We start from the raw sequence: 25,292 nt of genomic DNA, 5'->3' as shown, positions 1-25,292 counted from the left end.
CCGAGTCTGTGCCCCTGCCCTTATGCGCACTCGTGCGCCCGGCCTCAAACCTCTTTTGCGGTATCGGACTTGACCCCACACACGGCGACACCCCACCCCCACCTCGTCGCCGCGCACACCACCACCGTGCGACGCCCCCTTCCTCATCTCTCAACCGCTCCCCCACCAGCCCGTCCCCTCAAGGAGTCCCCATGCAGCCGTCCTCACCTTCCTCCCCCTCCCCCTCCCCTTCCCCCTCCGGTGCGCTCTCCCGCCGCACGATGCTGGCCGGGGCCGCCGCGCTCGCCGGTGCGACGGCCACGGCGGCTGCCACCGCCGCCGCACCCGCCAACGCGGCCTCCGCCGCCACCTCCACCGCTGCCGGATCGGCTCCCGGTGCTACCGGGCGCAGGGGGCGGACTGTGGTGTTCCGTAACGTTCGCCCCTTCGGCGCGGCAAAGGCCACGGACCTCGTCGTCGTCGACGGACGCATCTCGGACGGCCCGGCCCCTCGGGGCACGAAGGTCGTCGACGGCGGGGGCCGAATCGCCCTGCCGTCGCTCGTGGACGCGCACATCCACCCCGACAAGACGACCTGGGGCGGTTCCTGGGTGTCGCGGAAGCCGGCGAGCGGCATCGCCGACTACGTGGCCCAGGACGTGGAGCTGTTCCGCGCCCAGCGGCGCCCCGTCGCGGAACGCGCGTACGGGCTGATGTCCCACGCGGTGTCCCGTGGCACGCGGGCGATGCGCGCCCATGCCGACGTGGCCCCGGCGTACGGTCTGGCGGGTGCGGAGGGCGTGGCCGAGGCGCGTGAGCGGCTGCGGCACGCGCTGGACGTGCAGATCGTCGCGTTCCCGCAGCACGGTGTCGCCCGTACCCCGGGTACGGCCGCGCTGCTGGAGCAGGCGGCGCGCGAGGGGCTGATCGACATGATCGGCGGCATCGACCCGATCGGTTTCGACCAGGCGCTCGACGAGCAGCTGGACATCGTCTTCGGGATCGCGGACCGGCAGGGCGTCGGGGTGGACATCCACCTGCACGACCGGGGCGAGAAGGGTATGCGGGCGATGCGTGGCATCGTGGAACGGACCCGTGCGCTCTCGCTCGCAGGCAAGGTGACGGTCAGCCACGTGTTCTGCCTTCCGGGTCTCAGCGATCTTGAACTCGGCTCGATAGCGGCTGACTTGGGTGACCAGGACATCGCCCTCACGACGGTCGCGCCATCGGACTCCCTGGTGCTGCCGATCGCGCGCCTGCGGGAGTACGGGGTGAGGGTGGGCCTGGGTTCCGACGGGGTGCGGGACTCGTGGAGCCCGTTCGGGAACGCCGACATGGTGCACCGCGCGCACATCCTCGGATGGGTGACGGACGTCCGTCTGGACGAGGAACTGAAGGACTGCTACGACGTCGCCTCGGACGGGGGCGCGGACGTGATGGGCCTGGCGCACGCCGACTTCAAGGCGGGCGCCCCGGCCGACTTCGTCCTGGTCAGGGGCGAGTGCCTGCCCCAGGTGGTCGTGGACATGCCCCGGCGGGACATGGTGGTGCACGGGGGCGTCGTGGTGGCCCGCGACGGCGAGTTCCTCGACTGACGAACCCAGGCCGGCCGGACGGACACACTCACGAATGCCCGCCCGGCCGCGCCCGGCCAACTGCGACGGCGACCGCAGCCACGGCCGGACCGACGACGTGGTCGTGCTCGTCGGCAAGACACCGGAGCGGTGCGGCGCGACCGCCGGCAAGTTCGCTAGTGCCGCATCAGACGACCTTTGCCCCGTAGTGACGTGACGCGCCGTTCGGATGCTGGTCCGGACGGCGCGGTGTCGCCAGGCTTCCCGGGTGGCAGAACGAGTACGTGTCCGCGAGATCGATGACGACGAGGGGCGGCGCCTGTTGCGGATCATCCGCAGAGGCACTGGGTCGGTGGTGACCTGGCGGCGCGCCCAGATGGTCCTGCTGTCCGCGCAGGGTATGCCCGTGGCGAAGATTGCCGAGGTGACGTTAACGAGCGCGGATCGGGTCCGGGATGTGATCCACAATTTCAACGCCGACAGTTTCGACTCCTTATATCCGAAGTACAAGGGCGGTCGACCCAAGACCTTCACCCTGCCTGAGCGGCGCGAGATCAAGAAGATCGCGAAGTCCAAGCCGGCCGAGCACGACCTGCCGTTTTCGACGTGGAGCCTGACCAAGCCGGCGGACTTCCTGGTCGCCGAGGGGGTGGCCGACGACATCAGCCATGAGGGCCTGCGCATCCTGCTCCGCGAGGAGGGCGTCTCCTTTCAACGCCTGAAGACCTGGAAGACCTCCAAGGCCCCTGACTACGCGGCGAAGAAGGCCCGCGTCGAGCACCTCTACGCGATCGCCGCCGCCGAGGTCATACCCGACAAGGGTGAACCCGAAGTCATCTTCTGCATGGACGAGTTCGGGCCGCTCAACCTGATGCCACACCCGGGGCGGCAGTGGGCCGAGCGCGCCGGCAAGGACAAGGACCCCGACCGTGAACCTCGCCGACGGCGCCGGGCGACCTACAACCGCTACGGCGGAGTACGACACCCGTTCGCCGCCCTGGACCTGGCCAAGGACAAGCTCTACGGGCACATCAAGCCGGTCAAGAGGCGGACGCAGTTCCTGGAGTTCTGCCGCTACCTGCGCAGCCTCTACCCGCCGCAGGTCCGCATCGCGATCGTTTGTGACAACTTCTCCCCGCACCTGACCACGAAGAGATGCCAGCGGGTCGGTGCCTGGGCCGCTACGAACAACGTCGAGATCGCCTACACCCCCACCAACAGCTCCTGGCTCAACCGCATCGAGGCCCAGTTCACCGCGCTGCGCTACTTCATCCTCGACGGCACCGAGCACGCCAGCCACAAGGAGCAGGGCGGTATGATCCGCCGCTACGTCGTTTGGCGAAACCGCCATGCCGACAACCAGCGCCTACGCGCCATGGACGACAGGGCCAACGCTGCGTGATCCGGCGCTACACGCCGGTAGTGCCATCGATGCGTTCCCGGACCAGGTCGGCGTGGCCGTTGTGGCGGGCGTACTCCTCGATCATGTGGACGTAGATCCAGCGAAGGTTGACGTCCTGCTCCATGAAGCGACCCGTATCGGTCAGAGCATGCTCGGCGCAGTGCTCACGGGCGCGGGCGATCTCCGCGTGCCAGGTGGCGAGGGCGTCGCTCAGGGCGGCGCCCTCAGCCACGTCGAAACCACCGTCGGGGCCATCCGGGTCGGCCTGCGGGTCGTAGATGGGCGGAGCCTGTTCCCCGGCGAACACGCGGCGGAACCAATTCCGCTCCACCTCCGCCATATGCTGGACCAGGCCGGTCAACGTGAAGCCGGACGGCGGCACGGACGCCGCGGCGGCCTGCTCATCGTCCAGCCCCTGGCACTTCATGGCCAGTGTGGTGCGGTGAAAGTCGAGCCAGCTTTCAAGCGTCGTGCGCTCGTCGGCGTTCAGGGGCGGCATAGGGCGATCGAAGGCGCTCATCGGTTGATTATCGCCAGCGTCCGAAGCCGTCGGCAGGCGGGGCCTCACTACAGGGCGAACGTTGCCTGATGCGGCGCCAGGGAGCGTATTTGGTTGTGATCACCAAGACGGGCGTTGGCGTCCGTGGCGGGACCACCGCCAGATGGTCAACGGCGCGGTGGCGTCTGCGGGCCGGGGCTCGGGCGTGACCTCCCGGAGGGTACGGGCCGTGGCAGACCGTCCATGAGCGGTACTACCGCTCGGAAGCGGACGGGACCTGGGCGAGTCGGCTGGAGCACGTCCGGGTCCATGGCGACGCGGTGGGCCGGGTGGAACGGACCGTCTCGGTCGACTCCACGATCAACCGGGCACGCCGGCATCGTCACGAACCCGCACGTGCTCCAGCAGACCCGCGGTCCGAATCGAGCACCGTGTCTGCCACGAACCGGCTGAGCCGATAGGTGCTCTGTTCCACGGGGCGTCGGCACTGATCGGCCTGCTCGGCACGAGGACCCCGCGACTGGAGCGTGCCCACGACATCACCGCCGCCGACGCCCCCGTCTAACACGGCTTCGTCCCCTGAATGACAGGATCACTTCACGAAACTCCGCACCGACCCCAATCACGGCCGGCACGAGCGCCCGGTAGTTGAATCACACCATCGCGCGTGGCCCGGCGACAGGCGGCCGGAGTCCGGAATCGCGATTCAGCGATCGCCGGGCAACCAGGCCCTCTTTGGCAAGTAGCCGCATGCTGTCAGTTGGTCCGGATCCGGTCCCGCACCTCCGGCCGGGCCTCGAACCCGGCCGCCTTGTACGTGGCGATGCCACCGACGTTGGAACTCAGCGTGCAGACGCGGACGCTCGACGAGCCCATCTCCCGCAGCGCGGCCGCGCCGGCCACGGTGATCGCCCGGCCGTAGCCGCGCCCACGGTGGTCCTCGTGTACGCCCATCGGCTCGACCAGCCCCGGCTTCCCCGGGCCGGCCGACCACACCGTCACCACGGCCGCCGCGTTGCCCTGGTCGTCGTAGGCACCCAGGCAGCGGGCCTCGTCATAGAACGGTCCCGTCGACATCGCGTGCCAGTACTCGCGCGTAGGCCTCGAGGTGTTGAACGCGGACCGCAGGACGTCGGCGAAATCCCGCGCCTGCTCCGGGCCGATCGCCCTGATCCGCACACCGGGTTCCTCCACCGGCCCCGTGAGGTCGCGGAAGAGCGGCGTCCACGGCTCGTCGACGCCCCAGCCCTCCTTGGTCAACAGGTCGTGAAGCAGCAGGCCCGGCGGCGCCTCGATCGACACCGCTCCTTCCGGCAGCACGCCGCGCTCAGGCAGCGAGAAGTCCTCGACGAGCCTCCGCGCCAAGCCCTCGTCGCGGAAGGCGTCCGGAGCGACCGTCATCCGCACCACCCTCGGCGAGTCCAGGATCCCGACCGCGAGGATCTGTCCGTCCCGGCTCCAGGTCCGCACCACCGCGGCCGTCTCGGCCGTTCCGAAGCGGTAGTTCCAGCCGATGTCCCCCGGATGCAATTGCATCGGCGCGTCGTCGTACTGCCATCCCCGAAGCGCGGCCATGACCTCGCGCACCCCGTCGAACGCCGGCGTTCCCAGCACAATCGTCATAGCCGGGATCAGACACCCCATCCCGAGGGTCCGCAACCGGTTATCCGGCCCAGTAGTGCACCCGCAGCTGCCCTACGAACTTGCAGAAGGAGCCACCCGGCGGCGTGTGTACCGAGCCCGGTGATCACGGGCTGGGACGCTCGCGCGGCGGATTCACCGCCACGTCACATCTCGCCGTCGAACATGCCGACCAGGCCCGCAACCGTCAGAAGCCCGGCTTCCGCGACGGCCGGGCCGCCGCTCTTGAGTCCGGCCGACTCTCGCGAGCGTCATGCGGTCGGGTGCGGGATCAACCGCCTCAAGAGGCACGGCGCTGTCGCCACGCGCTACGACAAGCCGGCGGTCCGATACGAGGCGACGGTGTTCGTCTCAGCGATCAACGAATGCCTGGGCCCCTGTCTCGCGCGTCATCACGTAGGTGTTCCCGATGCCGGGATCGCCGTGGAAGAAGAACAGCTTCAACTCGTCGTGCTGATCGCGGTCCACGTAGAAGGACCACGCGTGCGTCGCTGGGGGTTCAGGAGTCGAGGTGTGAGTGGCCGTCACCGGGGAACGGCTGTCGGTGCGAGTCGGACGACCTGTCCGCCGTCGTCGTCGGTCAGTTGCCAGGTTTGCGTGCCGGAGAGGCGCCAGCAGTCCTCGAAGTCGAAGAGACGGCCCACGCCACTCCCAGCTCATGCGTCTCGCACCGCCCGCAGCTACTGATGAGCGCCACGGACAGCGTTCTCGATTCACGGCATCATGCCGTGACCACTCCCCACAGGCTCAGATGTCGCCCTGTACCAGGGCATGCAGATGCTCGTCGTGCCATCCGTCCGCGTGCAGCAGTGCGCTCCGCATCGTGCCTTCTAGGGAGTAGCCGACCTTATCCGCCACTCTGCACGATGCCGGGTTGGTCACCGAGTGGCACAGTCGTAGGCGGTGGAGGCCCAGATCGTTCAATGCCCATCGGCTGATCCGCACCGTAGACACGTCGGTAGCCGGCTGCGAGCAGAAGCGCCGTGGCGTCCTGCTCGGAGATCATGGCGTTCGCACCGATCACTGCAGTCCGCGCCGTGCCATGTTTTCGCTCATCGGCGGATGACTTCGGCGGCTAGATGGCTGAGCTATCAGCGGCGGAGCTGGCCGAACCGTTCATTTTCGTGGTCGGTACGGACGGTGCGCTTCGGCTGGCGGCGCGAGCATGTGGCTTGCGTCGGCGGAGCACGGGTTCTGGGCGCCGGCGAGATCCGCTGCGCGCGCGAAGCAGGCCAGTGGGCCGTGCGCGAGGGTGACCAACCACTCCACCGGGTACTTGCCCGGACGTCACCTCCCGGCCCGAACTCGCTTCCGCTCTCGACCGCACAGGGCTCGGCCGGCCCTCCGGCTTCACCCACGACGTCGTGTTCCGATGGTGCCCGGGCCGACCGGTCGGCGTCTGCGGGATGAGTCAGTCGCAGACGCCGACCAGTGCCGGTGCCGGGTCCGGGGCGTACGCCCCCGCCTTCAGTGGCCACCCGTCCGTCGGGCGCGACTGTTCACCCGATCCGGACCCCCGCCTGCTCTAGAGGTACGGCCGCGTGATCAGTTCGAAAGCGTGCCCTGCCGGGTCCTTGAAGTAGACGCCTCGGCCGCCGTGTCCCGTGTTCGTTTCGCCGGGGCGCTTCATCTGCGGGTCGGCCCAGTGCTCGATGCCCTGGTCGCACAGCCGCGCGTACGCCCGGTCGAAGAGTTCGTCGTCGACGAGGAACGCGTAGTGCTGCATCTGGATCTCGACCGGGGGCTCGGCGAACTGGATCAGTACGCCGTCGGCAAGCTGGACGTTGAGGAAGGGACCCCAGGACGGCGCCTCGGGGAGTTCCAGCAACTCCCGGAAGAAGCGCGCCGATTCCTCGCGGTTCTTCGCCGCGATGATGGTGTGGTTGAAGCTGACTGCCATGTGGATGACCTCGCTGTGGATTCGGCTTGAAAGGGACTCTCAGTGCTGGAGCACTGGGGGGTCCGCGCGCCGATCCGCCGGGGTGCCTTCGCGGCACCCGCAGAGCGATCAGTCGTCCACCGGATGGCCCGTCTGTGCGTGGCGTCGAAGCGCCGGTCCGGTGTTCACGTCGAGCGACGCTACTTCACCGATCTCGCCGTGGCAAGGCGGTATCCCGGCACGCAGGGGACCTTGCCACTCCCCCGGGTCCCCCTGTCGTCCCGCCAGGCCGACGACACGAGCTACAGCGACGTGCTGAACGCCGACCCCGGCACCTATTTGGTCACCGGCCGGTCCGGCCGGTTCCGTGTCGACGCCTCGCTCGTCGGTCCGGTCGGGGTCTCCCTGCACCGGACCGGCGTACCGTCACGGGGCAACAGCAGGCATCGGCCATCACGAGCCGAAGCCGATCAGGCCTCAGCTCCCGGCTCCCGTCCTTCAGCCCACAGCCTTCAGCCCTCAGCCCACGAACTCCCGATCGCCATACTGCACTTGGGCTTCTCCCCAGTCCGCACCCAGAGCTTCCGTGAACCTCCGGGCCACCGGCAGGTCGGCGAGCTCCGCGACCAGTACGAGCCGTCCGTCGAGCGTCACCGAGCCGCCGCCCAGCTTCCCCCGGGCCTCCGGGTCCGCGACGAGGCCCTTCCTCAGGTCGCTCGCCCTGACGCCGGGCACCTCGATCTCGACCGCGTCGGTCTCCGGCGAGGTTCGGGGCAGGCAGCGGAAGGTGAGCACGGCCTCCTGGTCGTACTGCTTCGCGATGATGCCCGCGATGTCCCGCAGCCTTTCGGGGCCGACCCGGTTGACGTCGAACTCCCGCGAGCGTTCGTACGTCGTCTGCTTCAGCTCGTCCGACCAGAAGACGCCGTCGAGGAGCGTCGAGTCGCCCGGCCTGGCGCCGTGGGCGCGGATGATCCCGCGTACCTCGTGGTCGAAGTGGCGCAGCCGGGTCGTGAGCCGGGGGTCGTCCGGGTCGGTGATGATCGCGGTGTTGTCCGTCGCGAAGATCTCCGCCGCCGGGCATCCGGGGAGGACAGGGCTCGCGTATGTGCTCTGCGCGCCGGTGATCCCGAGCAGGAGGGCGGCTACGCCTGTGGTCAGCAGGCGGAACGGGCGGCGGGGGGTGACGTCTTTCATGGCGTGACCAACGAGCCGGAGCGGGGATCGTTGCGTACGTCGCCGTCAGCCGTGCCGGAGAGGGCGGCTGCGTCGCGCGGTCCGTGGTGGCCCTCGTCGACGCCAGGGCGATCAGGGGTTCGTGTTCGTGTCGACCTGCGGGACAGGTCTGTGCACGCGCCCCGTCGAGTGTCTCGGATTCAGCGCATCCGAGACGCTCGACGGGGCAATCGGCACGGGTCGCGTTCAGCCGTTGGGCAGGATCACCGCGCGCCCGTTCACGCGCCCTTCGTGCAGCCGCTCGTAGGCCTTCGGCCCGTCGTCCATGCTGTACGTCTCGACGTGGACGTCCACCGCACCCGAACGGGCCAGGTCGAGCACCTCGATGAGCTCGGCGCGGCTGCCCCAGTACGGGGAGGTCACCGAGACCTCGTACGGAAGGGCCCCGAACCCGACGGGCAGCGCGCCGCCGCCGAGTCCGACGATGGTGACGTCCCCCTCGACCGCGGCCATCGCGCCGGCGGACGTCACCGTGGGCTGGGCCCCCACGAAGTCGAGGACGACCTCGGCGCCCCTGCCGCCGGTCAGTTCACGGACCGAGGCGGCGGCAGCCGCGTCGGACAGGACCGTCTCGTGCGCGCCGACGGTGCGGGCGAGGGCGAGCTTCTCCTCCGTGACGTCCAGGGCCACGACCCTGGCGGCGGTCATCGCGCGCAGGAGCTGGATGGCGACGTGGCCGAGACCGCCCGTGCCGATCACGACGGCGGTGCTGCCGGGGACGAGCTTCGGGAGGGACCGCTTGAGCGCGTGGTACGGGGTGAGGCCGGCGTCCGTGAGCGGTACGGCCCGCACGGGGTCGAGGTCGCCGAGCGGCACCAGGTGACGGGGGCTGTCGACGATCATGTACTCGGCGATGGCGCCGGGGGCGCCGAGTCCGGGCGGCATGATGCCCAGCTCCGTGGCCCGCAGGCAGTAGTTCTCCTTGCCCTGGGCGCACATCGCGCAGGTTCCGCAGCCCCAGGGGCCGTAGACGGCGACGGCGTCACCGACGGCGAAGCCTTCGGCGCCGGGGCCGAGGGCCGCGACGGTGCCCACGCCCTCGTGTCCGAGGGTCAGCGGCAGCGGGAACGGCAGCTGGTCGGCGGACCAGCTCATGACCGCGATGTCGGAGTGGCAGACCCCGGCCGCGGCGACCTTCAGGAGCACCTGGCCGGGCCCGGGCTCCGGGTCGGGGACGGTGACGACCTCGGGCGCGGCTCCCACCGTGCGGTACTGCAGTGCCTTCATGACGCTTTCCTCTCCAGTTCGTTCGTGTGCGGTCCCGGCCGGTGCCGGGCGGCCTCAGCGGGCCGCGTAGGCGCCGTCGACCAGGTGGTAGCTGCCGTGCACGAAGGACGCCCGCTCGGAGAGCAGGAACGCGACGAGCTCGGCGACCTCCTCCGCCCGGCCCAGCCGCCCCGCCGGATGCAGGGCCACCAGGGCCTCGTGCGCCTCCTCGCCGATCCCCGCGAGGAGGGGCGTGTCGATGTATCCGGGGCCGACGGCGTTGATACGTACCCCCTGGGAGGCGTGTTCGAGTGCCGCCGTCTTGGTGAGGCCGACGACGCCGTGCTTGGCCGCGACGTAGGCGGCGCTGCCCGCGGAGCCGTTCGTGCCGAGGATGGAGGCCATGTTCACGACGGCGCCGCCGCCGGAGGCGAGGATCGCGGGCAGTTCGTGGCGGAGCGAGTAGAAGACGCCGTCCAGGTTGGTGGAGACGACGCGCCGCCATTCCTCTGCGGGGGTCTCGACGATCGGGACGGGGGCGCCGGCGACACCGGCGTTGTTGACCGCCAGGTGAAGGCCGCCGAAGGCGGCGACCGTGGCCTCGACGCCGGTCTGTACGGAGGCGTCGTCGGTGACGTCCATCCGTACGGCGAGGGCGCGGGCGCCGTCCTCGGTCAGCTCGGCGACGGCGGCGGTGGCGCGGTCGGCGTCGTGGTCGGCGACGGCCACGGCCGCACCCGCGTGGGCGAGACGGCGGGCGACGGCGAGTCCGATACCGGAGGCGCCGCCGGTGACGAGCGCGATCCGGCCGGCGAACTCCTGGGGGTGGGTGGTCGGGGAATGGGTCATTTCGGTCCTTGGAAGCGGGCGGTGGGCGGGATGGTAGTTCGGGTGGGTGGGATGGCGATTCAGGTGGGTGGGAGGGGTTTCGGGGCGCCTGACCCCTGCCCTTCCCCCGGCGGCTCGGTTGGTGGCGGCCCGGCCTGGGGCGGATTCGTCGGTGACATCTCGGCCTACGGCGGCTCAGCCGGTGACAGCGCGCCCGGTGGCGGCTCTGTCGCGAGGAGGGCGAAGGCCTCCTCCACCAGGTCGGGCAGCGCTTCCGGGGCGCCGCAGGTCACCCAGGCGCGGGTGGCCGCCATGAGCGTCGCCGCGCCGGAGCCGACGGCCACGGCGGGCCGCAGGTCACGGGCCGCGTCGGCGTCGATCCGGGCGGCGACCAGCCGCACGGAGGCGGCCTCCCCCTCCAGGAGGATGCGCCCGAGCACGGCACGCAGGGGTGCTTCGTCCTCGGCGAGACGGAAGACCTCCCGTACTCCCGTCCTGCGGTGCCAGGCCGGGACGGCCGGGTCGGAGAGCCAGACCCGCAGGGCCGCCCGGTAGGCGGTGAGCGGGGTCTCGCGCGCCGGACGGGTGGCGAGGGCGTCGTTGATCCGTACGCAGTCGGCGCGGATGCCGTCGAGGACGGCCTCCTCCTTGGAGGCGAAGTAGCGGCTGAAGGTGCGCCGGGAGACTCCGACCGCGTCGGTGACGTCCTCGACGGAGACGCCGGCCGTTCCTCGCTCCAGAACGAGCCGGAGCGCGGCCTCACCGAGTGCCTCGCGGGTCCGCGTCCCCTTCGGGCCGCGCCTCGGGCTTCGGCGTTCTCGCTCCGTGCTCATATTTGCACCGTACATCTATTAATGTCGCAGTGGGACATTCCGGATAACTCGGGTAACCCCGACGGACGACGGACCCGTGACGACTTGTCGCCAATCACCGTTTTCGATGGTCTGCGCAGTGCATGGTGGGGGTTGCCCCACCGGAAGGAGCGTGCCGTGCTGTCCGACCTCTTCGACCGCTTGTTGAGACGCGGTGCCGGATCCGGCCCCGTCACGGGAACCAGCCCCGGCCCCGGCGGCATCGGGCGCCCCAGGTCGCCCGGGACCCTCGTCCTCGACGCCGACTTCTCCTCCGCCGCGCAGTGGACCGCCGGCCGTTCCTGGGCCTATCCCGACGGCGGGCCGACCAATCCGGGCGACAACAAACTCGACCACCTCGTGGACGACCCCACGTACAGCCGGACGGGGCTCTTCCGGGCGACCCGCCGGAGCGACGGGTACTGGGACGCGGGGCTGCTCACGACGGAGGGCAGCCCGGAGGGCTTCCTCGTGCGCGCGGGTGACGTCCTGGAGGCCCGGGTGCGCCTGCCCGAGGAGACGGGCGCCTGGCCGGCGATCTGGACCTGGCTCGACGGCGGGCAGGAGATCGACGTCTTCGAGTACCACCCCGACAATCCCGACCTGCTCGAACTGTCGAACCGGATCCGGGGCCGCCACCACTACTTCCGTGACCCGGCCGTCCGCCCCGGGGCGTGGGTCGACCTGCGGGTCGACTTCGGCTCACGGAACGTCGTCTGGTGGGTGAACGGCGCGCGGGTCTTCGAGGACCGCCGGGGGGTCGGACGTTCATGGCGGGCCCATCTGATCGTCAACCTCTCGGTCTGCGCGGGCCGGTACCATCCGGCCCCGGACGCCGACGCGTCGGAGATGTCGTACGAGGTCGCGGAGTTGCGCGTGTACCGCGACTGACACGTCGTCGCGCGCGTCGCAGGGGGCAGCGGGCTTCGCGGGAACGGGTGTTGCGTAGGCTCGAAGAGAGCGTTCCGCGCCCGCGCACCGCGCTGCCCGTACGACGAGGAGGACCCCCATGAACACCGCCGACGAGGGACGGCAGCAGCAGCTGGACGCGGCCAGCGTCATCAATGCCAAGAAGACGCTCCTCCAGCTGCTCGCCCGCGCGGGCGTCTACACCGGCGACGCCGAGGAGCTCATCGGCCTCGTCGAGGCCGGCGCCCTCTCCCTCGCCCACGCGGAGCTCTCGGGGATCCGGGAGAACCCCCCGCAGGAGACGGGGAAGGAGAGCGGGAACGGGGAGGATTACGCGTCCGGGTGGGCCGACGGCGTACGGACCGCCGCCGACGCGCTCGGGATCCTCGCCGAGCAGGCCCTGATCCGGGCCGTCACCGCGGGCCCGTCGTCCGATGCCGGTGACGAGCACTCCCCCGTCGGCAGGGCGGAGATGGAGCGGACCAAGGTCGCGGTCACGCCGCTGTACCTCTCGTTCAGCGACGTCTCCGACCTCGACCCCGAGGTCACCGAGCAGGTGCTCGGCGCCGTCCTCCGTACGATGAGCCCCCGTCAGCGGGCGGGCTACCCGGGGCGCCTCACCGAATTCGCGTCGGCCCACCACGGCCATCTGGAGCGGCTGTACGCGGAGTACGGGCCCGGCAGCCCGATCGCCGTCCACGGCCGGTACTCCCTCGTCCACTCCCCCACCAGCGTCGCCGTACTGGAGCGGCTCGCGGCGACGCCCTCGGCCCTGCACGAGGAGTGGGACGCCGCCGAGCTGCCACCCGCGTGGCTGGACGGGCTGACCTCCGCCTGGGGTTCGCCCGTCTGAGGGAGCGGCGGCGGCACGCCGACCCGTACCCCGCCCGCCCGCCCGTCGAATCGTTCTTCCGTCTGCCACCACGGGGCAAGGGTCCGTCCACGGTCGCGGTACCCGGGTCCCGCACGGTGCACGTGCGGAGTGGCCGTCGACACGAACGCCCGCCACTCCGCTTCCCCCGGCCCTCGCCCGAAGGGCCTGGCCCGCCCGTGAATGGAGTGGCTCCGTGACCGTCACCGTGACCGCCGCCCGTGGACTCCTCACCGCCGGGATGGACGGCATGATGGCGTCCACCGTGGTGCCCCGGGGCCGGACCGTCGTCGTCAAGTGCGGCGGCAGCACCCTCGTGAACGCCTCCCTCCGGCACTCGTTCGCACAGGACGTCGTCGAGCTGCGGCGCGCGGGGCTCCACCCGGTGGTGGTGCACGGCGGCGGTCCGCAGATCAGCGCGATGCTCGACCGGCTCGCCCTGGAGGTCCGGTTCGAGGCGGGCATGCGGGTGACCACTCCGGAGACCATGGACGTGGTCCGCATGGTCCTGACCGGCCAGGTCCAGCGTGACCTGGTCGGCGCCATCAACGCCCACGGGCCCTTCGCCGTGGGCATGTCCGGGGAGGACGCGCACACGCTGACGGCGGAGCGCCGCCCGGCGCGGGTGGACGGGCGCCCCGTGGACATCGGTCTGGTCGGCGATGTCGTGGCCGTGGCTCCGGACACCGTCAGGAACCTGCTCGCCGACGGGCGCGTCCCGGTGGTCTCCCCCGTCGCGCGCGGCAAGGACGGTCGGGTCTACAACGTGAACGCCGATCTGGCGGCCTCGGCCCTCGCCGTCGCCCTCGGCGCCGACCGGCTCGTGATGCTCACGGACGTCCCCGGGCTGTACGCGGACTGGCCGCGCAGCACCGAGGTCGTCCCGCGCCTGACGGCCGGTGAACTGGACGCGCTGCTCCCCGGCCTCGCCGGTGGAATGCTGCCGAAGATGGAGGGCTGTCTGCGCGCCGTCCGTTCGGGCGTCGGGCGCGTCCATGTCCTCGACGGGCGGGTCCCGCACGCGGTGCTCCGGGGCGTACTCACCGAGGAGAACCCGGGCACCACGGTCCTGCCCGACCCGGCGACGGACGACTCGGACAGCTCCGGCGTCTCCGATACCTCCGACGGCTCAACCGCCGCCTGACGGGCGCGACACCCGGACCCGTACCCGTACGGGCAGGGCCCCCGACACCCCTACCCACACCCGTACGAGGACCAGCACCAGCACCCCTACCGACCCCGGCACCGCCCGCTCTCCGGCCCCGCCCCCTGGCGCCCAATCCCAGCCAAGGATAGGTTAGGCTCACCTAACAAGCGCCTCGCATTGGCCGCTGCCCCCGCACACACCTGTCTGTGGGGGTGTCAGGCGGGGCGGCAGTACACCCCTGCCCGGAGACAAGGATCCACCATGCCTTCTGTGTTCACCCCCGTTCGCCGCCGCGTCCTCGTGGCGGGTGCCGCCGCGGTCTCGCTCGGCCTCATGGTGACCGGGTGCGGCTCGGACGACAAAAAGGACGACGCCGCGGGCTCTGCGGCCAAGGCCCCGGCGGGCGCTTTCCCCGTGACCATCAAGAGCGCGCTCGGCGAGGCCGTCATCAAGGAGAAGCCGAAGCGCGTGGTGACCCTCGGTCAGGGCTCCGCGGAGACCGCGATCGCGCTGGGCAACGTCCCGGTCGGCATCGAGAGCTACCCGTGGGGCAGCGACAAGACCGGCTACCTGCCCTGGATCCACGACGCCGTGAAGAAGTCCGGCGCGACGCTGCCCAAGCAGTTCGACGGTGGCGAGGAGCTCGACATCGAGGCCATCACCGAGCTGGAGCCCGACGTCATCCTCGCCCCGTGGTCGGGCATCACGCAGAAGCAGTACGACCTCCTCAAGGACATCGCGCCCACCGTCGCCTACCCGGACAAGGCGTGGAGCACGAACTGGGACCAGCAGATCGAGATCATCTCGAAGGCGCTCGGTCAGCCGGAGAAGGCCGAGGAGCTGACGTCGAAGATCGACAAGCAGCTCACCGACGCCGCCGCGAGCCGCCCCCAGTACAAGAACGTCACGTTCTCGTACATCTACAACACCGGCCCCGGCACCCTCGGCATCTTCAAGCCCGAGGAGCAGCGCGTGTCGATGGTGTCCAAGCTCGGTCTGCAGGTCGACCCGATCGTCGACACGTTCAAGGAGACCGACGGTACCGACTCGGCCCTGATCGGCCTGGAGAACGCCAACAAGCTGTCCGCCAGCGACATCGCCTTCACTTTCTACATGGACGACAAGTCCCGCAAGGAGATCGAGGCCCAGCCCCTGTACGCGGCGATCCCGGCCGTGAAGAAGGGCGCGCTCGTCTACAGCGACGACCAGCCGTTCGTCACCGCCTCGTCGATGATCAACCCGCTGACGGTGCCGTACAGCATCGAGCGCTACCTGCCGATGATCGACAAGGCCGTCGCCAAGGCCGGGAAGTAACCACAGGTCCCCAGCGTGACCACCATCTCCCGGATCGGCCAGGGCCCCGCCGTCGTACGGCGGGGCCTCGGCCGGCATGTCATCGCCGCCGTCCTGTGCCTGGTCCTGCTCGCCCTGGCCCTGTTCGCCAGCGTGATGTTCGGCAGCAAGCCGACGTCCTTCGGCGACGTCCTGCGGGTCATCACCGGTGACGCCGACGGCTACACCCGTACCGTCGTCGAGAGCCGCTACCCCCGCACCGTCCTCGGAGTGCTCGCGGGGCTCTGCCTCGCCGTCGCCGGCACCCTGATGCAGGGCATCACGCGCAATCCGCTCGCCGAGCCGGGGCTTCTCGGAATCAACGCCGGCGCCTCGGCGAGCATCGTCGCCGCCACCGCGTTCCTCGGCGCCTCCGGGCAACGGGAGACCGTCTGGTGGGCTCTCGCCGGCGCGCTCGCGATCGGTGTCGTCGTCCATCTCCTCGGCACCGCAGGCGGAGGCGGCGGCCCGGTGCGGCTGGTCCTCGCGGGCGCGGTCCTCTCCGCCGTCCTCGCCGCGTTCATCCAGGCCGTCGCGCTGTCGAGGCCCCAGGTCTTCGACACCTACCGCTACTGGGTGGTGGGCGCGCTCGGCGGGCGCGGCTATGACGCGTTCTGGGCGGTCCTGCCGTTCGCGGCGGTCGGCTTCGTCCTCGCCCTGCTGCTCGCGCCCGGCCTCAACGCCATGGCCATGGGCGACGACAAGGCCGCGTCCCTCGGCATCAGCCCGGCCCGCGTCAAGGGCGCCGGGCTGCTCGCGGCGACCCTGCTGGCCGCCGCCGCGACGGCGGCCGTCGGCCCCATCGCCTTCGTCGGCCTCGCCGTCCCGCACATGGTCCGGGCGCTCGTGGGCGCCGACTTCCGCGCCCAGATCGTCCTCACCTCCCTCGCGGGCCCCACGCTGCTGCTCTTCGCCGATGTCATCGGCAGGGTCCTGCTGCGCCCCCAGGAACTCATGGTCGGCGTCGTCACCGCCTTCGTCGGTGCGCCGGCCCTGCTCTTCGCCGTTCGCCGTATGAGGGGGGCTTCATGAAGACCGCCGCCGACCGGGTCGGGCGTCCGGACGCTTCCGCCGACCGGGATACGGGGACGGACGGGGGCTCCTATACGGGTACGGGCTCCGGTACGGGTACGGGTACGGGCTCCGGTACGGGTACTGGTACGGGCTCCGCTGCGGGCGGCGGGCAGCGGTCCCCCGCGCGCGGCGTCCTGCGGATCGGTCCGTGGATCGCCGTGCCCGTACGCCGTACCTCCGTGATCGCCGCCGCGGTGACGCTCGTGCTGCTCGCCGGGGCGGCCGTGGCCACCCTGTCGATGGGGCGGCTGGGCATCGGCCTCGCCGACCTGCCGTCCGCCCTCGCGGGCGAGGCGACGGGCAAGAACGCGTTCGTCCTCAACCGGCTGCGCGGGCCCAGGCTCGTGGTGGCCATCGCCACCGGCGCGGCCTTCGGGCTGTCCGGGGCACTGTTCCAGTCCGTCACCCGCAACCCGCTGGGCAGCCCGGACGTGATCGGGCTCGGCGCCGGTGCCGGTGCGGGGGCCGCGGCGGCGGCCCTGTTCCTGCCCGATGTGCTGCCGGTGCCCGTCGGGGCGCTGCTCGGCGCGGTGATCGCGATGGTGGTCGTGTTCCTCGCCACCGGGACCGGGTTCCGCAGCCCCGGACGGCTCGTGGTCGCCGGTATCGGCGTGGCCGCGATGGCGACGGCGCTGACCCAGTACGTCGTCTACTCCGTCGAGCGCGACAAGGCCAGCGCGCTGACCGCGTACATCAACGGCAGCCTCTCCGCCCGTTCCTGGGACGACGCGACGACCATCTGGACGGTGCTGCTGCTCTCCCTGCCGTTCGCGGCGCTCCTCGCGCGGCCCCTGTCCGTCGGTGAGATGGGCGACGACCTCGCCACCGGCCTCGGTGCCCGGCCGGGCAGGACGGCCACCGCGGCGGTCGCGCTGTCGATCGTGCTCTCGGCGGCGGCCGTCAGCGTGGCGGGACCCGTCGCGTTCGTCTCCCTGACGGCGCCGCAGATCGCCAAGCGCGTCACGCGCAGCGGCGGCCCGCACCTGGTCATGTCGACCCTGCTGGGGGCCCTGCTCCTGGTCCTGGCCGACCTCACGGCGCAGCAGCTGCCGCTGTTCGACAACCTGCCGGTCGGTCTGTACACGATGGCCCTCGGGGGCACGTACCTGGGCTATCTCCTGCTGAGGGAGTGGAAGCGGCCCGCGTGACGCGGGCGGTGAGGCGTAGCCAGCGAGGCGCAGGAAGTCAGGCGTACGGCCCCGGGTCGTCTCGATCCGAGCCGTACGCCGTCTCCGTTCACGGCCGATGGAGAGGGCCGTCGGTGGTTCTACTCGAATTCGGGGCGGAAGGTCTCGCCGACGCGCAGGTTCCAGCGCCCGGCACGGCCACTGAAGTGGACGGCGGTCAAGGGGCGGACGTCGAGTCGCAGGGCGGCCTCGTCCGGGGCCGCGAGGGCGTGGACCGTCGCGGCGCGGATCACGTCGGGTTCGGCGACGACGGTGACGCGTCCGGAGCCGGCCTGGAGGGCGTCGAGCCAGCCGCCGACCCGTACGCGGAGGTCGCGCAGGGACTCCCCGCCGTGGGGTGCCGCCGTCGGGTCGGACAACCAGGCGGCGACGGCGGGTTCCTCGGCGGCGGCGACGGCCGCGAGGGACCGGCCGCGCCACCGTCCCATGGAGCAGCCGGCGAGTTCGGCCACCGCCTCGGGAGCGAGCCCGAGGGCCTGGGCGGTGCGCCGGCAGCGCGCGGACGGCGAGCAGTACGCGCGCGTGGAGGCGGCCACGGCGGCGGCGACGGACTCGGCGCGCACGATGCCCTCGTCGTCCAGCGGGCTGTCGTCGTCGAAGCGGACGTCGCGCAGCGCTCCGCTCGTTCCGGGGGAGATCAGCGTCAGCCGGACGGTCATCGGGGGTCCTTCTCTGTCGGCGAGGGGGCGGGCGAGGTGAGGGGGCGTGGGGTGCGGTGGGGGCGTGTTGGGGCGTGCGGGGGGGGGAGCGTACGGGCCGGGGCGGGGCGGGTGATCCATGCCTCACGCCCTTGGCGGCGGACGCGGTGCGCGGTACCGTCGGGCGACATGTGAAGAACGTGACGACGGCGAGACGGAAGTCCGGTGAGAACCCGGTACGGTCGCGCCACTGTATGCCGGGGCTCCCCCTCCCGAGGTGGGGTCACGGCGAGTCAGACCCGTGGACCGTCGTCCTGCACCACCGATCGGGACGCGAGTTCCCGCAGGAGGTTCCGTCATGGCCGAGGCCGTCGTGTCCGCTGCCGTATCCACCCCTTCCGTAGCCGTTCCGGCTCCGCTGCCCGTCCGGGCCGTCCTTCCCTGGGCCTTCTTCGTCGGCCTTCTCGCGCTCGTCGCGCTGTACTTCGTGGGTGCCGAGCAGGGCGCCACCTCGCTGATCGCGGGCTCCGACGTGCACGAGTGGGTGCACGACGGACGCCATCTGCTCGGCTTCCCCTGCCACTGAGAGGCAATACGCGCATGCACGCCTCAACAGTCAGATCGCTGCTGGTCCGGGGGATGCTCGCGGGCCTGATCGCCGGACTCTTCGCCTTCGCCGTCGCCTACGTGGTGGGCGAGCCGTCCGTGAACGGTGCCATCGCGGTGGAGGAGGCCCAGTCCGCGCAGGCGCCGCACTCCGGTCATGGCGACACCACGGTCGCGGAGTCCGTGGGGTCCGGGGAGTCCTCTGCGGCCGGACACACGCACGAGGGGCAGGAGGACCCGGCGGTGAGCCGTCCCGTCCAGTCGACCCTGGGTCTCGCCACGGGCGTTCTCGTCTACGGTGTGGCGCTGGGCGGCATCGCCGCGCTCGCCTTCTCCTTCGCGCTGGGCCGGATCGGCCGGTTCAGCCCCAGGGCGACGGCCGCGCTGACGGCCGGAGCGGCGTTCACGACCGTGTATCTGGTTCCGTTCCTGAAGTATCCGGCGACTCCGCCGGCCGTCGGCAACCCCGACACCATCGGGAAGCGCACCACCCTGTTCTTCCTGATGATCCTGCTCAGCGTGCTCCTCGGCGTCGCGGCCGTGATCGCGGGCCGACGGCTCGCACCGCGTCTCGGCAACTGGAACGCGAGCCTGGCCGCCGGTGCCGGGTTCGTCGTCGTGACCGCCGTCGCCTTCGCCGTACTCCCGGCGAACGACGACGCGGTCCAGGCGAGCTTCCCCGCCGCGCTGCTCTGGGAGTTCAGGTTGGCCTCGCTGGCCATCCAACTGGTGCTGTGGGCCGTGTTCGGAGTGGTCTTCGGCGCCCTCGCCCAGAAGGCGCTGACGGAACGGACGGCTGCCGCCGCTCCGCTCACGGCACCCCTCGCGGACTGACCACCGACGGACAGAACGACTGGACGGCAGGACAGCCGACGATCCAGCCACATCCGAAGCACCGCCCCGAACGCCCCCGGCGCTCGGGGCGGTGCCACGTTCCCGACAACTATGTCCATATCGGCGAGGGTTGGCCGATCCGCATCTCTCCCCCACCCCACCTCCATATACTGAGCGCACACGTACCATCACGTTCTGCATGCGGAGGGTTCCCTCTTGGGTGGTCGCGCTCAGCCGACCGACGAGATCCGGCGCGTCGGAGGTCTCGCGGACACCGCGCCACGACCGCCCTGGCACGAACGAGCCGGGGACGGCGTCGTGGCCGGCCTGTACGACGCCGACCTCGTGACCGAGGCCGAAGGACTCGCGCGGGCGGGCCTGTTGACGCGGCGGGATCTGCGCGTGCTCCTTCTGGTGACCGACGACCATCCCGGGTGGCTCCCGGCCCGGAGGCTCGCCCTCCAGGGGCTGCGGGACACCCCGGAAGTGCCGCAGCAGGTGCTCTCCGCGCACGCGCAGATCGAGCACTGGCCGCCCGTCGCGTACGAGGAATCCGCGAGTCACCAGCCCGACGGGCGCGTGCGGCACACGGCGGCGGTCCGGCTCGGGCCGCCCGACGGACCGGTGACCGGCCCGGCCCGGAGCGGTCCGACGGCGGCACAGGCCCGCCGGTCCGCCGCCCACGCCCTGCTCCACCGGCTCGCCGGTGTCGAGCCGGGCGACCTCGCACCCGGACGCTCCGAACAGGGGCAGGGGCGGCTGACGCTCCGAGGGCTGAGCACGGAGGTCTTCGAGGCGCTGCTCCACTCCCGCGTATCGGAAGGACGGGCACCAGGAGCGGAGTTGCTCGCGGAGATCGCCCGCCGGGCCGACTCCGCACAGCTGCGACAGCCGGACATTCAGCTCGTCCTTCTCGATGCCCGGGGGCCCGCCTGGCGGGAGCCGCGCGTACTCGTCCTCCGTCTCGCGGCGGGCGAGCCGACGGCGCCCGCCGCACTGTTGCGGCGGCACGCGGACGCCCGAGGCGCGGAGCTTCGGAACACCGTCGTCGCGGCCGGCGGGGCGTTCTCCTGCCGCTGGAGCTGGGACGCTGGCGACGGGCGTACGGTCGACGGCGCCGAGCGCACCGCGCGCGATCACCGGGAGGCCGTTCACCGGGGCGCGGTCGCGCTCCTCGCCGAACTGACGGGCCTGCCCGAACCCGAGCAACGGCGGGCTGACGAGGAGACCGGGGCGGTCCGCCGGACTCCGCGCATCCGGCCCGTCCCCGCCGGGCAGGATCCGGTGAAGTACCTGAACAAGTACACCCAGTTGGACATGATCTCCAAGCCGGGTTCGACCTTCACCAAAGCTCCGAAGAGCGTCCTCTGCTCGTACACCTGCACCCTCGTACGCACCGGGGCGGAGGTCTCGGCGAGTCGTCGGGAGAGGACGAGGGCGGATGCCCGCCGTGCCGCCGCCTCCGCCCTGCTGGCGGAGCTGGCCGCGCTCGACGCCGAGACCAGTGCTTCCGTTGCCGTACCGCCGCAGGCGACGGGGGCGGGCCGCTCGGTGTCGGACTCACCGCATGCACCGGAGGTACGTGAGGAATCCGAGGTCCGCGAGATCTCTCAGCTCCCACCGGTCGCTCGAATCGCTGCGGTCCCGGCGGTCCGAGCCGTTGAGCTCGTCACGCCGGGCGATCCTGCTGAGCCTGCCGAAGCCGTCGAAATGGCCCCGGCGGCCTCCTTCGGGCCGGTGGAGAAGGGCCGAGCGGCTGTCGCGAGGGCGCTTGCCGCCGGATGCGCGCTCGCCTTCCTCCCCGCCGACGGCGAGCCCGCCGGGCTCCTCCTCCACCGGGCCGACGGTGCGCCGATGCCGGGAAGCCCTCCTCCGGCCCCTCTCGCCGTCACGCACTGCACGCTGCTCCCGCCGCGGACTCCCCACCCGATCCCTGTCCCCGCCCCGAGGTGTACCCGCGTCTCGGGGTGGCGGGTGCCGCTGGCCCACGCCGTACCCGTACTCCTGCGCCGGGACCGGGAGGCCGCGTGGCATCCCACGGCGGCGGGGTGGGCGGAGGCGGCCCGACTCGGACTCGGGGCCGTTTCCGCCGGGCTCGTCCACCCGGCGCTCACTGCCGATGGGGTGGACCGGTGGCGGTTCGGGCCGCTGCCCGCCGCCACCGTCAGGGCCATGGGGGAACTGGTCCGCCGGATGGCTCCGTACGCCCACGCCGTGGCGGTCGACGGCGCCGGGGCGGCCGGGGAGGACGCCGTACCGGCGTTCCTCGATGCCCTGGCGGACGGCATGCTCCGTACCCCGGCGGCTGCCCTCTTCGGCAGCGGACCGTTCCTCGGAACCACCGGCGGCCCGCTGCCGGAAGCGGATGTCGTGGCCGTACGGCCGTGGTTGGACGGCATGGAGGACGGGCTCGACGACGGCCCGCCTCCCGGGCTCGTCGTCGAGTTCACCGAGCCCTCCGAAGCGGAGGCCACTGCCGGACGGCTGACGGCCCGGCTGCTCGTGGCCGTCGACCCCGCCCGGCCGGACGAGGAGGTGGCCGCCGACGCGCTGCGCGGTCCGGACCCTGTCGGGGGCGTCGAGCCGCACCACCTGCGCGCGCGAGTGCGGCGCCGGCTGGAGCGCGCGACCAGGCAATGCGCCGGTGCGCTCGACGGGCTGCTCGCCCTGCCCGCCCGGTTCGTACTGGACTCGGCGGGAATCGGGCAGCTACTCGATGCCGAACAAGCCCTGCAAGAAGTGGGGTTGGCGCTTCGGTGGCCGCCCGCCCTGCGCGACCTGCTGTCCGCCGGCACGGTCGTCGGAGCGGACCCGTACGAGAACGCCGACGACGACAAGGGTCTCGACGTCGAGATCCATGCCGTGGGCGCCTTCGATGGCGCACCCTGTCACGCCACCCCCGCTCCCGGGGTCCCGCTCCGCCCCCGCCCCGAGGGCGGTGCGCCTCGGTTCAGCCTCCGGGCGCTGCTCGACTTCCGCTGGCAGTTCGCGCTCGGGGAGGACGTGCTGAGCGAGGCCGAGCTCGATGAACTCGCCGAAGCCACCCGCCCTCTCGTGCGGGTCCGGGACCGTTGGGTGCTGCTCGATCCCGTGATGGCAGCGCGCGTACGCCACCGGGAGATCGGCCGGCTCTCCGGGGTCGACGCGCTCTCCGCGGCCCTCACCGGCACCGTCGCCGTCGACGGCCGGACCGTGCCGTGCCGGGCGGGTGGCGGCCTCGCCGTCGTCGTGGACGTGCTGCGGCGCGGCGAGCACACCACCCCGGTGCCCGCGCCCACCGGACTCCACGCGCGGCTGCGCGCCTACCAGGAAAGGGCGTTGGCCTGGCTGGCGCACACCGGGGGGATCGGGTTCGGCGCGGTCCTCGCGGACGACATGGGCCTGGGCAAGACGCTCACGGCCATCGCGTACACCCTGCACCGCTACGAGAACGGGCATCGCGGCCCGGTCCTCGTGGTCTGTCCGTCCTCGCTGGTGACCAACTGGGAGCGGGAGTTCAGCCGGTTCGCGCCGCACCTCGACGTGGTGGTCCATCACGGTACGCGGCGCGGTCTCGACGCCGTCGGCGACCGGACCGTCGTTCTCACCACGTACGGCGTACTCCGCCGTGACGACGAACTCACCTCGCATGGCTGGGATCTGGTCATCGCGGACGAGGCCCAGCACGCCAAGAACCACGGCTCCGCCACCGCCCACCGGCTGCGGGCGCTGGACTCCACGACGCGGCTGGCCCTGTCCGGAACTCCGGTGGAGAACAACCTGTCCGAGCTGTGGTCGCTGCTCAACTGGGCGAACCCGGGGCTCTTCGGCCCGCTCAGGACCTTCCGCTCCCGGTACGCGGCTGCCGCCGAACGCGAGCCGGACGGTCCGGCCGCGCAGGCGCTCGCCCGGCTGATCTCCCCCTTCCTGCTGCGCCGGCGCAAGACGGACCCGTGTGTCGCCCCCGAGCTGCCCGCGAAGGTCGAGACCCGGCGGATCGTCGAGCTCACCGCAGAGCAGGTCGCCCTGTACGAGGCCGTCGTCCGCGAGACGATGGAACAGATCGCCCAGTCGCCGTCCCTCGCACGGTCCGGTCTCGTCTTCAAGCTGATCACGGCCTTGAAGCAGATCACCAACCATCCCGCGCACTACTGGGGCGAGCGGCACCCGGGCCCGTCCCGGACGGGGGAGTTCGCCGCCCGGTCGGCGAAGCTCGAAGCCCTGGGCGAGCTGGTGGAGTCGATCACCGGGCGCGGCGAGGCGATGCTCGTGTTCACCAGCTACGTCACCATGGGCCGTCTCCTCACCGAGCACCTCACACACCTCGGCCACCGCCCCCTGTTCCTGCACGGCGGTCTGGACACGCGGCAACGGCAGGAGTTGGTCGACGCCTTCCAGGCGGGCGGTGCACCGGTGTTCGTCCTCTCCGTGAAGGCGGGTGGCACCGGCCTCACGCTGACCAGGGCGAGTCATGTCGTCCACTTCGACCGCAGCTGGAACGCCGCCGTCGAGGACCAGGCGTCCGACCGCGCGCACCGGATCGGGCAGCGCCGGACCGTCACCGTCCACCGACTCGTCACGAGGGGAACGATCGAGGATCGGATCGACCAACTCCTCACCCATAAGAGGGCCTTGCAGGACACGGTTCTCGGATCGGGCGAGTCGGGGGTGGCCCGACTGGGCGACCGCGAACTCGCGGAACTCGTCGCGCTGGGAGGCCCGTCGTGACCCGGGAGACGTCCGGACGCGAACGCGGGGACGGGGCCGGGGTCGAGCGCAGGAGGGATGTCGTTCCCGTACTGGACAGGGTGACGGCTCCTCCCCCGCCGCCGCTCCCCGCCCTGGACGCGCTCCGGGCGCTCGTCGCCGACGCGGCGCATCGTGCGGCTGCTCTCCTGGTGCCCCTGGGCGGCGAATCCATCAGTGACGTCGACGACGGCGGCGGCTACGGCATCGACGAAGTCGCCGCCGACATCGCCCGCTTCGTCGCACAGAGCGGGGACGACACCCATACGGGCGCCGCCGCAGCTCACCTAGGGATCAGCCTCGGGGAAATGCGGCGGCTCGCGACCGCCCATCGCCACGGCGGCCGGGCGGCCGTCGCCACGTGCCTCGCGCCACGGCACGCCGATCCCGAGGTACTCGCCGCCGCCGAGCACGCGGTCCAGCCGCTGCGCCCCTCCCCCACCGCACCCGTCGAGCGCCACCACAACCACCTGACCGATGCCCCCGCCCGCGTCCAGCTCCGTTACGGGCCCGACAACCGCTGGCACCCGTACGTCGAGCGCTACGACACGTGGCACCCGGCCGGCCCACCGAACCCCGACCCGGCCGCCGCGTACAGAACGGCCCGCACGGCCCTCCGCGGGCCAGGCGCACAGCCGAAGCCACCACGTCGCCACTGAACCCGCCCCGCGCACACCTCAGGCCGCACGGGTGTCGTTGACCATTCGGCATACACGTCCTGGCCGATCTGTACGCGGTCGACGCCGTCCACGAGTTCCCCTTCCTCTTCCCCGGCGCCCGAGCGCTACGAGGGGCGCGAAGAGGTCCTTACGGGCTTTCGAGCGCTCTGGGGCGCGAGCCCGGCGCAGCCGCGGGAGATCCGCAAGGTCGCCGT

Annotated in this window: 20 protein-coding genes and 3 pseudogenes; 13 read left to right on the top strand and 10 right to left on the bottom strand. The window is 71.7% G+C overall.

Annotation, left to right across the window (positions count from 1 at the left end):
- Nucleotides 1–191 precede the first annotated feature (191 nt).
- Nucleotides 192–1,574, top strand: a complete 1,383-nt coding sequence (locus ABT154_RS22315) for an amidohydrolase (protein ID WP_351858580.1) — start codon at nucleotides 192–194, stop codon at nucleotides 1,572–1,574.
- 247 nt (nucleotides 1,575–1,821) lie between these two features.
- The gene (locus ABT154_RS22310) at nucleotides 1,822–2,955 is read left to right on the top strand and encodes an IS630 family transposase (protein WP_351858579.1); all 1,134 of its coding nucleotides are present in this window, start codon (nucleotides 1,822–1,824) and stop codon (nucleotides 2,953–2,955) included.
- Between the two features lie 7 nt (nucleotides 2,956–2,962).
- Here the strand turns inward: ABT154_RS22310 and ABT154_RS22305 are convergent, their stop codons facing one another.
- Nucleotides 2,963–3,475 carry a DinB family protein gene (locus ABT154_RS22305; RefSeq protein WP_351858578.1) on the bottom strand — a complete coding sequence of 171 codons (513 nt, stop codon included), beginning with the start codon at nucleotides 3,473–3,475 and terminating at the stop codon, nucleotides 2,963–2,965.
- Nucleotides 3,476–3,581: 106 nt separating this feature from the next.
- Between ABT154_RS22305 and ABT154_RS22300 the strand changes: the two are divergent.
- Nucleotides 3,582–3,834: pseudogene (locus tag ABT154_RS22300) on the top strand (transposase); the annotation flags it as partial.
- Between the two features lie 376 nt (nucleotides 3,835–4,210).
- Here ABT154_RS22300 and ABT154_RS22295 read toward each other — a convergent pair.
- The 8 genes and pseudogenes from ABT154_RS22295 to ABT154_RS22260 all read right to left on the bottom strand — a co-directional run bounded on the left by ABT154_RS22295 (nucleotide 4,211) and on the right by ABT154_RS22260 (nucleotide 11,077).
- Nucleotides 4,211–5,077, bottom strand: coding sequence for a GNAT family N-acetyltransferase (locus tag ABT154_RS22295; protein ID WP_351858577.1), 867 nt, complete (start codon nucleotides 5,075–5,077; stop codon nucleotides 4,211–4,213).
- A 765-nt stretch (nucleotides 5,078–5,842) separates the two neighbouring features.
- Nucleotides 5,843–6,037, bottom strand: a pseudogene (locus tag ABT154_RS22290) (GNAT family N-acetyltransferase); the annotation flags it as partial.
- A 3-nt stretch (nucleotides 6,038–6,040) separates the two neighbouring features.
- Nucleotides 6,041–6,143, bottom strand: a pseudogene (locus ABT154_RS22285) (GNAT family N-acetyltransferase); the annotation flags it as partial.
- A 477-nt stretch (nucleotides 6,144–6,620) separates the two neighbouring features.
- Nucleotides 6,621–6,995 (bottom strand): VOC family protein, encoded by a 375-nt coding sequence (locus ABT154_RS22280; RefSeq protein ID WP_351858576.1) that lies wholly within the window; start codon nucleotides 6,993–6,995, stop codon nucleotides 6,621–6,623.
- Between the two features lie 498 nt (nucleotides 6,996–7,493).
- Complete coding sequence (locus ABT154_RS22275; RefSeq protein WP_351858575.1) at nucleotides 7,494–8,171, bottom strand: hypothetical protein; 678 nt, start codon at nucleotides 8,169–8,171, stop codon at nucleotides 7,494–7,496.
- A gap of 225 nt (nucleotides 8,172–8,396) precedes the next feature.
- On the bottom strand, nucleotides 8,397–9,437 hold the full coding sequence (locus ABT154_RS22270) for an NAD(P)-dependent alcohol dehydrogenase (RefSeq protein ID WP_351858574.1): 1,041 nt from the start codon (nucleotides 9,435–9,437) through the stop codon (nucleotides 8,397–8,399).
- Nucleotides 9,438–9,491: 54 nt separating this feature from the next.
- Nucleotides 9,492–10,265, bottom strand: a complete 774-nt coding sequence (locus ABT154_RS22265; RefSeq protein WP_351858573.1) for an SDR family NAD(P)-dependent oxidoreductase — start codon at nucleotides 10,263–10,265, stop codon at nucleotides 9,492–9,494.
- A 164-nt stretch (nucleotides 10,266–10,429) separates the two neighbouring features.
- Nucleotides 10,430–11,077, bottom strand: a complete 648-nt coding sequence (locus ABT154_RS22260) for a TetR/AcrR family transcriptional regulator (protein WP_351858572.1) — start codon at nucleotides 11,075–11,077, stop codon at nucleotides 10,430–10,432.
- 240 nt (nucleotides 11,078–11,317) lie between these two features.
- On the opposite strand from ABT154_RS22260, the gene ABT154_RS22255 reads away from it, so the two are divergent.
- The 6 genes from ABT154_RS22255 (at nucleotide 11,318) to ABT154_RS22230 (ending at nucleotide 17,576) form a co-directional block, all read left to right on the top strand.
- Nucleotides 11,318–11,986: a beta-glucanase gene (locus tag ABT154_RS22255; RefSeq protein WP_351858666.1), complete on the top strand. Its 669-nt coding sequence runs from the start codon at nucleotides 11,318–11,320 to the stop codon at nucleotides 11,984–11,986.
- A 118-nt stretch (nucleotides 11,987–12,104) separates the two neighbouring features.
- Nucleotides 12,105–12,857, top strand: a complete 753-nt coding sequence (locus ABT154_RS22250; RefSeq protein WP_351858571.1) for a hypothetical protein — start codon at nucleotides 12,105–12,107, stop codon at nucleotides 12,855–12,857.
- 259 nt (nucleotides 12,858–13,116) lie between these two features.
- Nucleotides 13,117–14,019 carry an acetylglutamate kinase gene (gene argB, locus ABT154_RS22245; RefSeq protein ID WP_351858665.1) on the top strand — a complete coding sequence of 301 codons (903 nt, stop codon included), beginning with the start codon at nucleotides 13,117–13,119 and terminating at the stop codon, nucleotides 14,017–14,019.
- Between the two features lie 264 nt (nucleotides 14,020–14,283).
- On the top strand, nucleotides 14,284–15,336 hold the full coding sequence (locus tag ABT154_RS22240; protein ID WP_351858570.1) for an iron-siderophore ABC transporter substrate-binding protein: 1,053 nt from the start codon (nucleotides 14,284–14,286) through the stop codon (nucleotides 15,334–15,336).
- 15 nt (nucleotides 15,337–15,351) lie between these two features.
- Complete coding sequence (locus tag ABT154_RS22235; RefSeq protein WP_502969562.1) at nucleotides 15,352–16,386, top strand: FecCD family ABC transporter permease; 1,035 nt, start codon at nucleotides 15,352–15,354, stop codon at nucleotides 16,384–16,386.
- Nucleotides 16,383–17,576 carry a FecCD family ABC transporter permease gene (locus ABT154_RS22230; RefSeq protein ID WP_351858569.1) on the top strand — a complete coding sequence of 398 codons (1,194 nt, stop codon included), beginning with the start codon at nucleotides 16,383–16,385 and terminating at the stop codon, nucleotides 17,574–17,576. The genes ABT154_RS22235 and ABT154_RS22230 overlap by 4 nt, the downstream gene beginning before the upstream one ends.
- 119 nt (nucleotides 17,577–17,695) lie before the next feature.
- Here the strand turns inward: ABT154_RS22230 and ABT154_RS22225 are convergent, their stop codons facing one another.
- Nucleotides 17,696–18,274 (bottom strand): histidine phosphatase family protein, encoded by a 579-nt coding sequence (locus ABT154_RS22225; RefSeq protein WP_351858568.1) that lies wholly within the window; start codon nucleotides 18,272–18,274, stop codon nucleotides 17,696–17,698.
- 337 nt (nucleotides 18,275–18,611) lie between these two features.
- Between ABT154_RS22225 and ABT154_RS22220 the strand changes: the two genes are divergently transcribed.
- The 4 genes from ABT154_RS22220 (at nucleotide 18,612) to ABT154_RS22205 (ending at nucleotide 25,077) form a co-directional block, all read left to right on the top strand.
- Nucleotides 18,612–18,839 carry a CbtB domain-containing protein gene (locus ABT154_RS22220; protein ID WP_351858567.1) on the top strand — a complete coding sequence of 76 codons (228 nt, stop codon included), beginning with the start codon at nucleotides 18,612–18,614 and terminating at the stop codon, nucleotides 18,837–18,839.
- A gap of 14 nt (nucleotides 18,840–18,853) precedes the next feature.
- Nucleotides 18,854–19,693 carry a CbtA family protein gene (locus tag ABT154_RS22215; protein WP_351858566.1) on the top strand — a complete coding sequence of 280 codons (840 nt, stop codon included), beginning with the start codon at nucleotides 18,854–18,856 and terminating at the stop codon, nucleotides 19,691–19,693.
- 216 nt (nucleotides 19,694–19,909) lie between these two features.
- Nucleotides 19,910–24,400, top strand: a complete 4,491-nt coding sequence (locus ABT154_RS22210; protein ID WP_351858565.1) for an SNF2-related protein — start codon at nucleotides 19,910–19,912, stop codon at nucleotides 24,398–24,400.
- A complete protein-coding gene (locus ABT154_RS22205; protein WP_351858564.1) occupies nucleotides 24,397–25,077 on the top strand; it encodes a hypothetical protein in 681 nt (226 codons plus the stop codon). The genes ABT154_RS22210 and ABT154_RS22205 overlap by 4 nt, the downstream gene beginning before the upstream one ends.
- Nucleotides 25,078–25,292: the final 215 nt, after the last annotated feature.

Source organism: Streptomyces sp. NPDC001728 (genome assembly GCF_040297565.1).
GTDB lineage: Bacteria > Actinomycetota > Actinomycetes > Streptomycetales > Streptomycetaceae > Streptomyces.
Note: the sequence above shows the minus strand (reverse complement) of the source record. Positions and strands in the feature narration are given on the sequence as shown.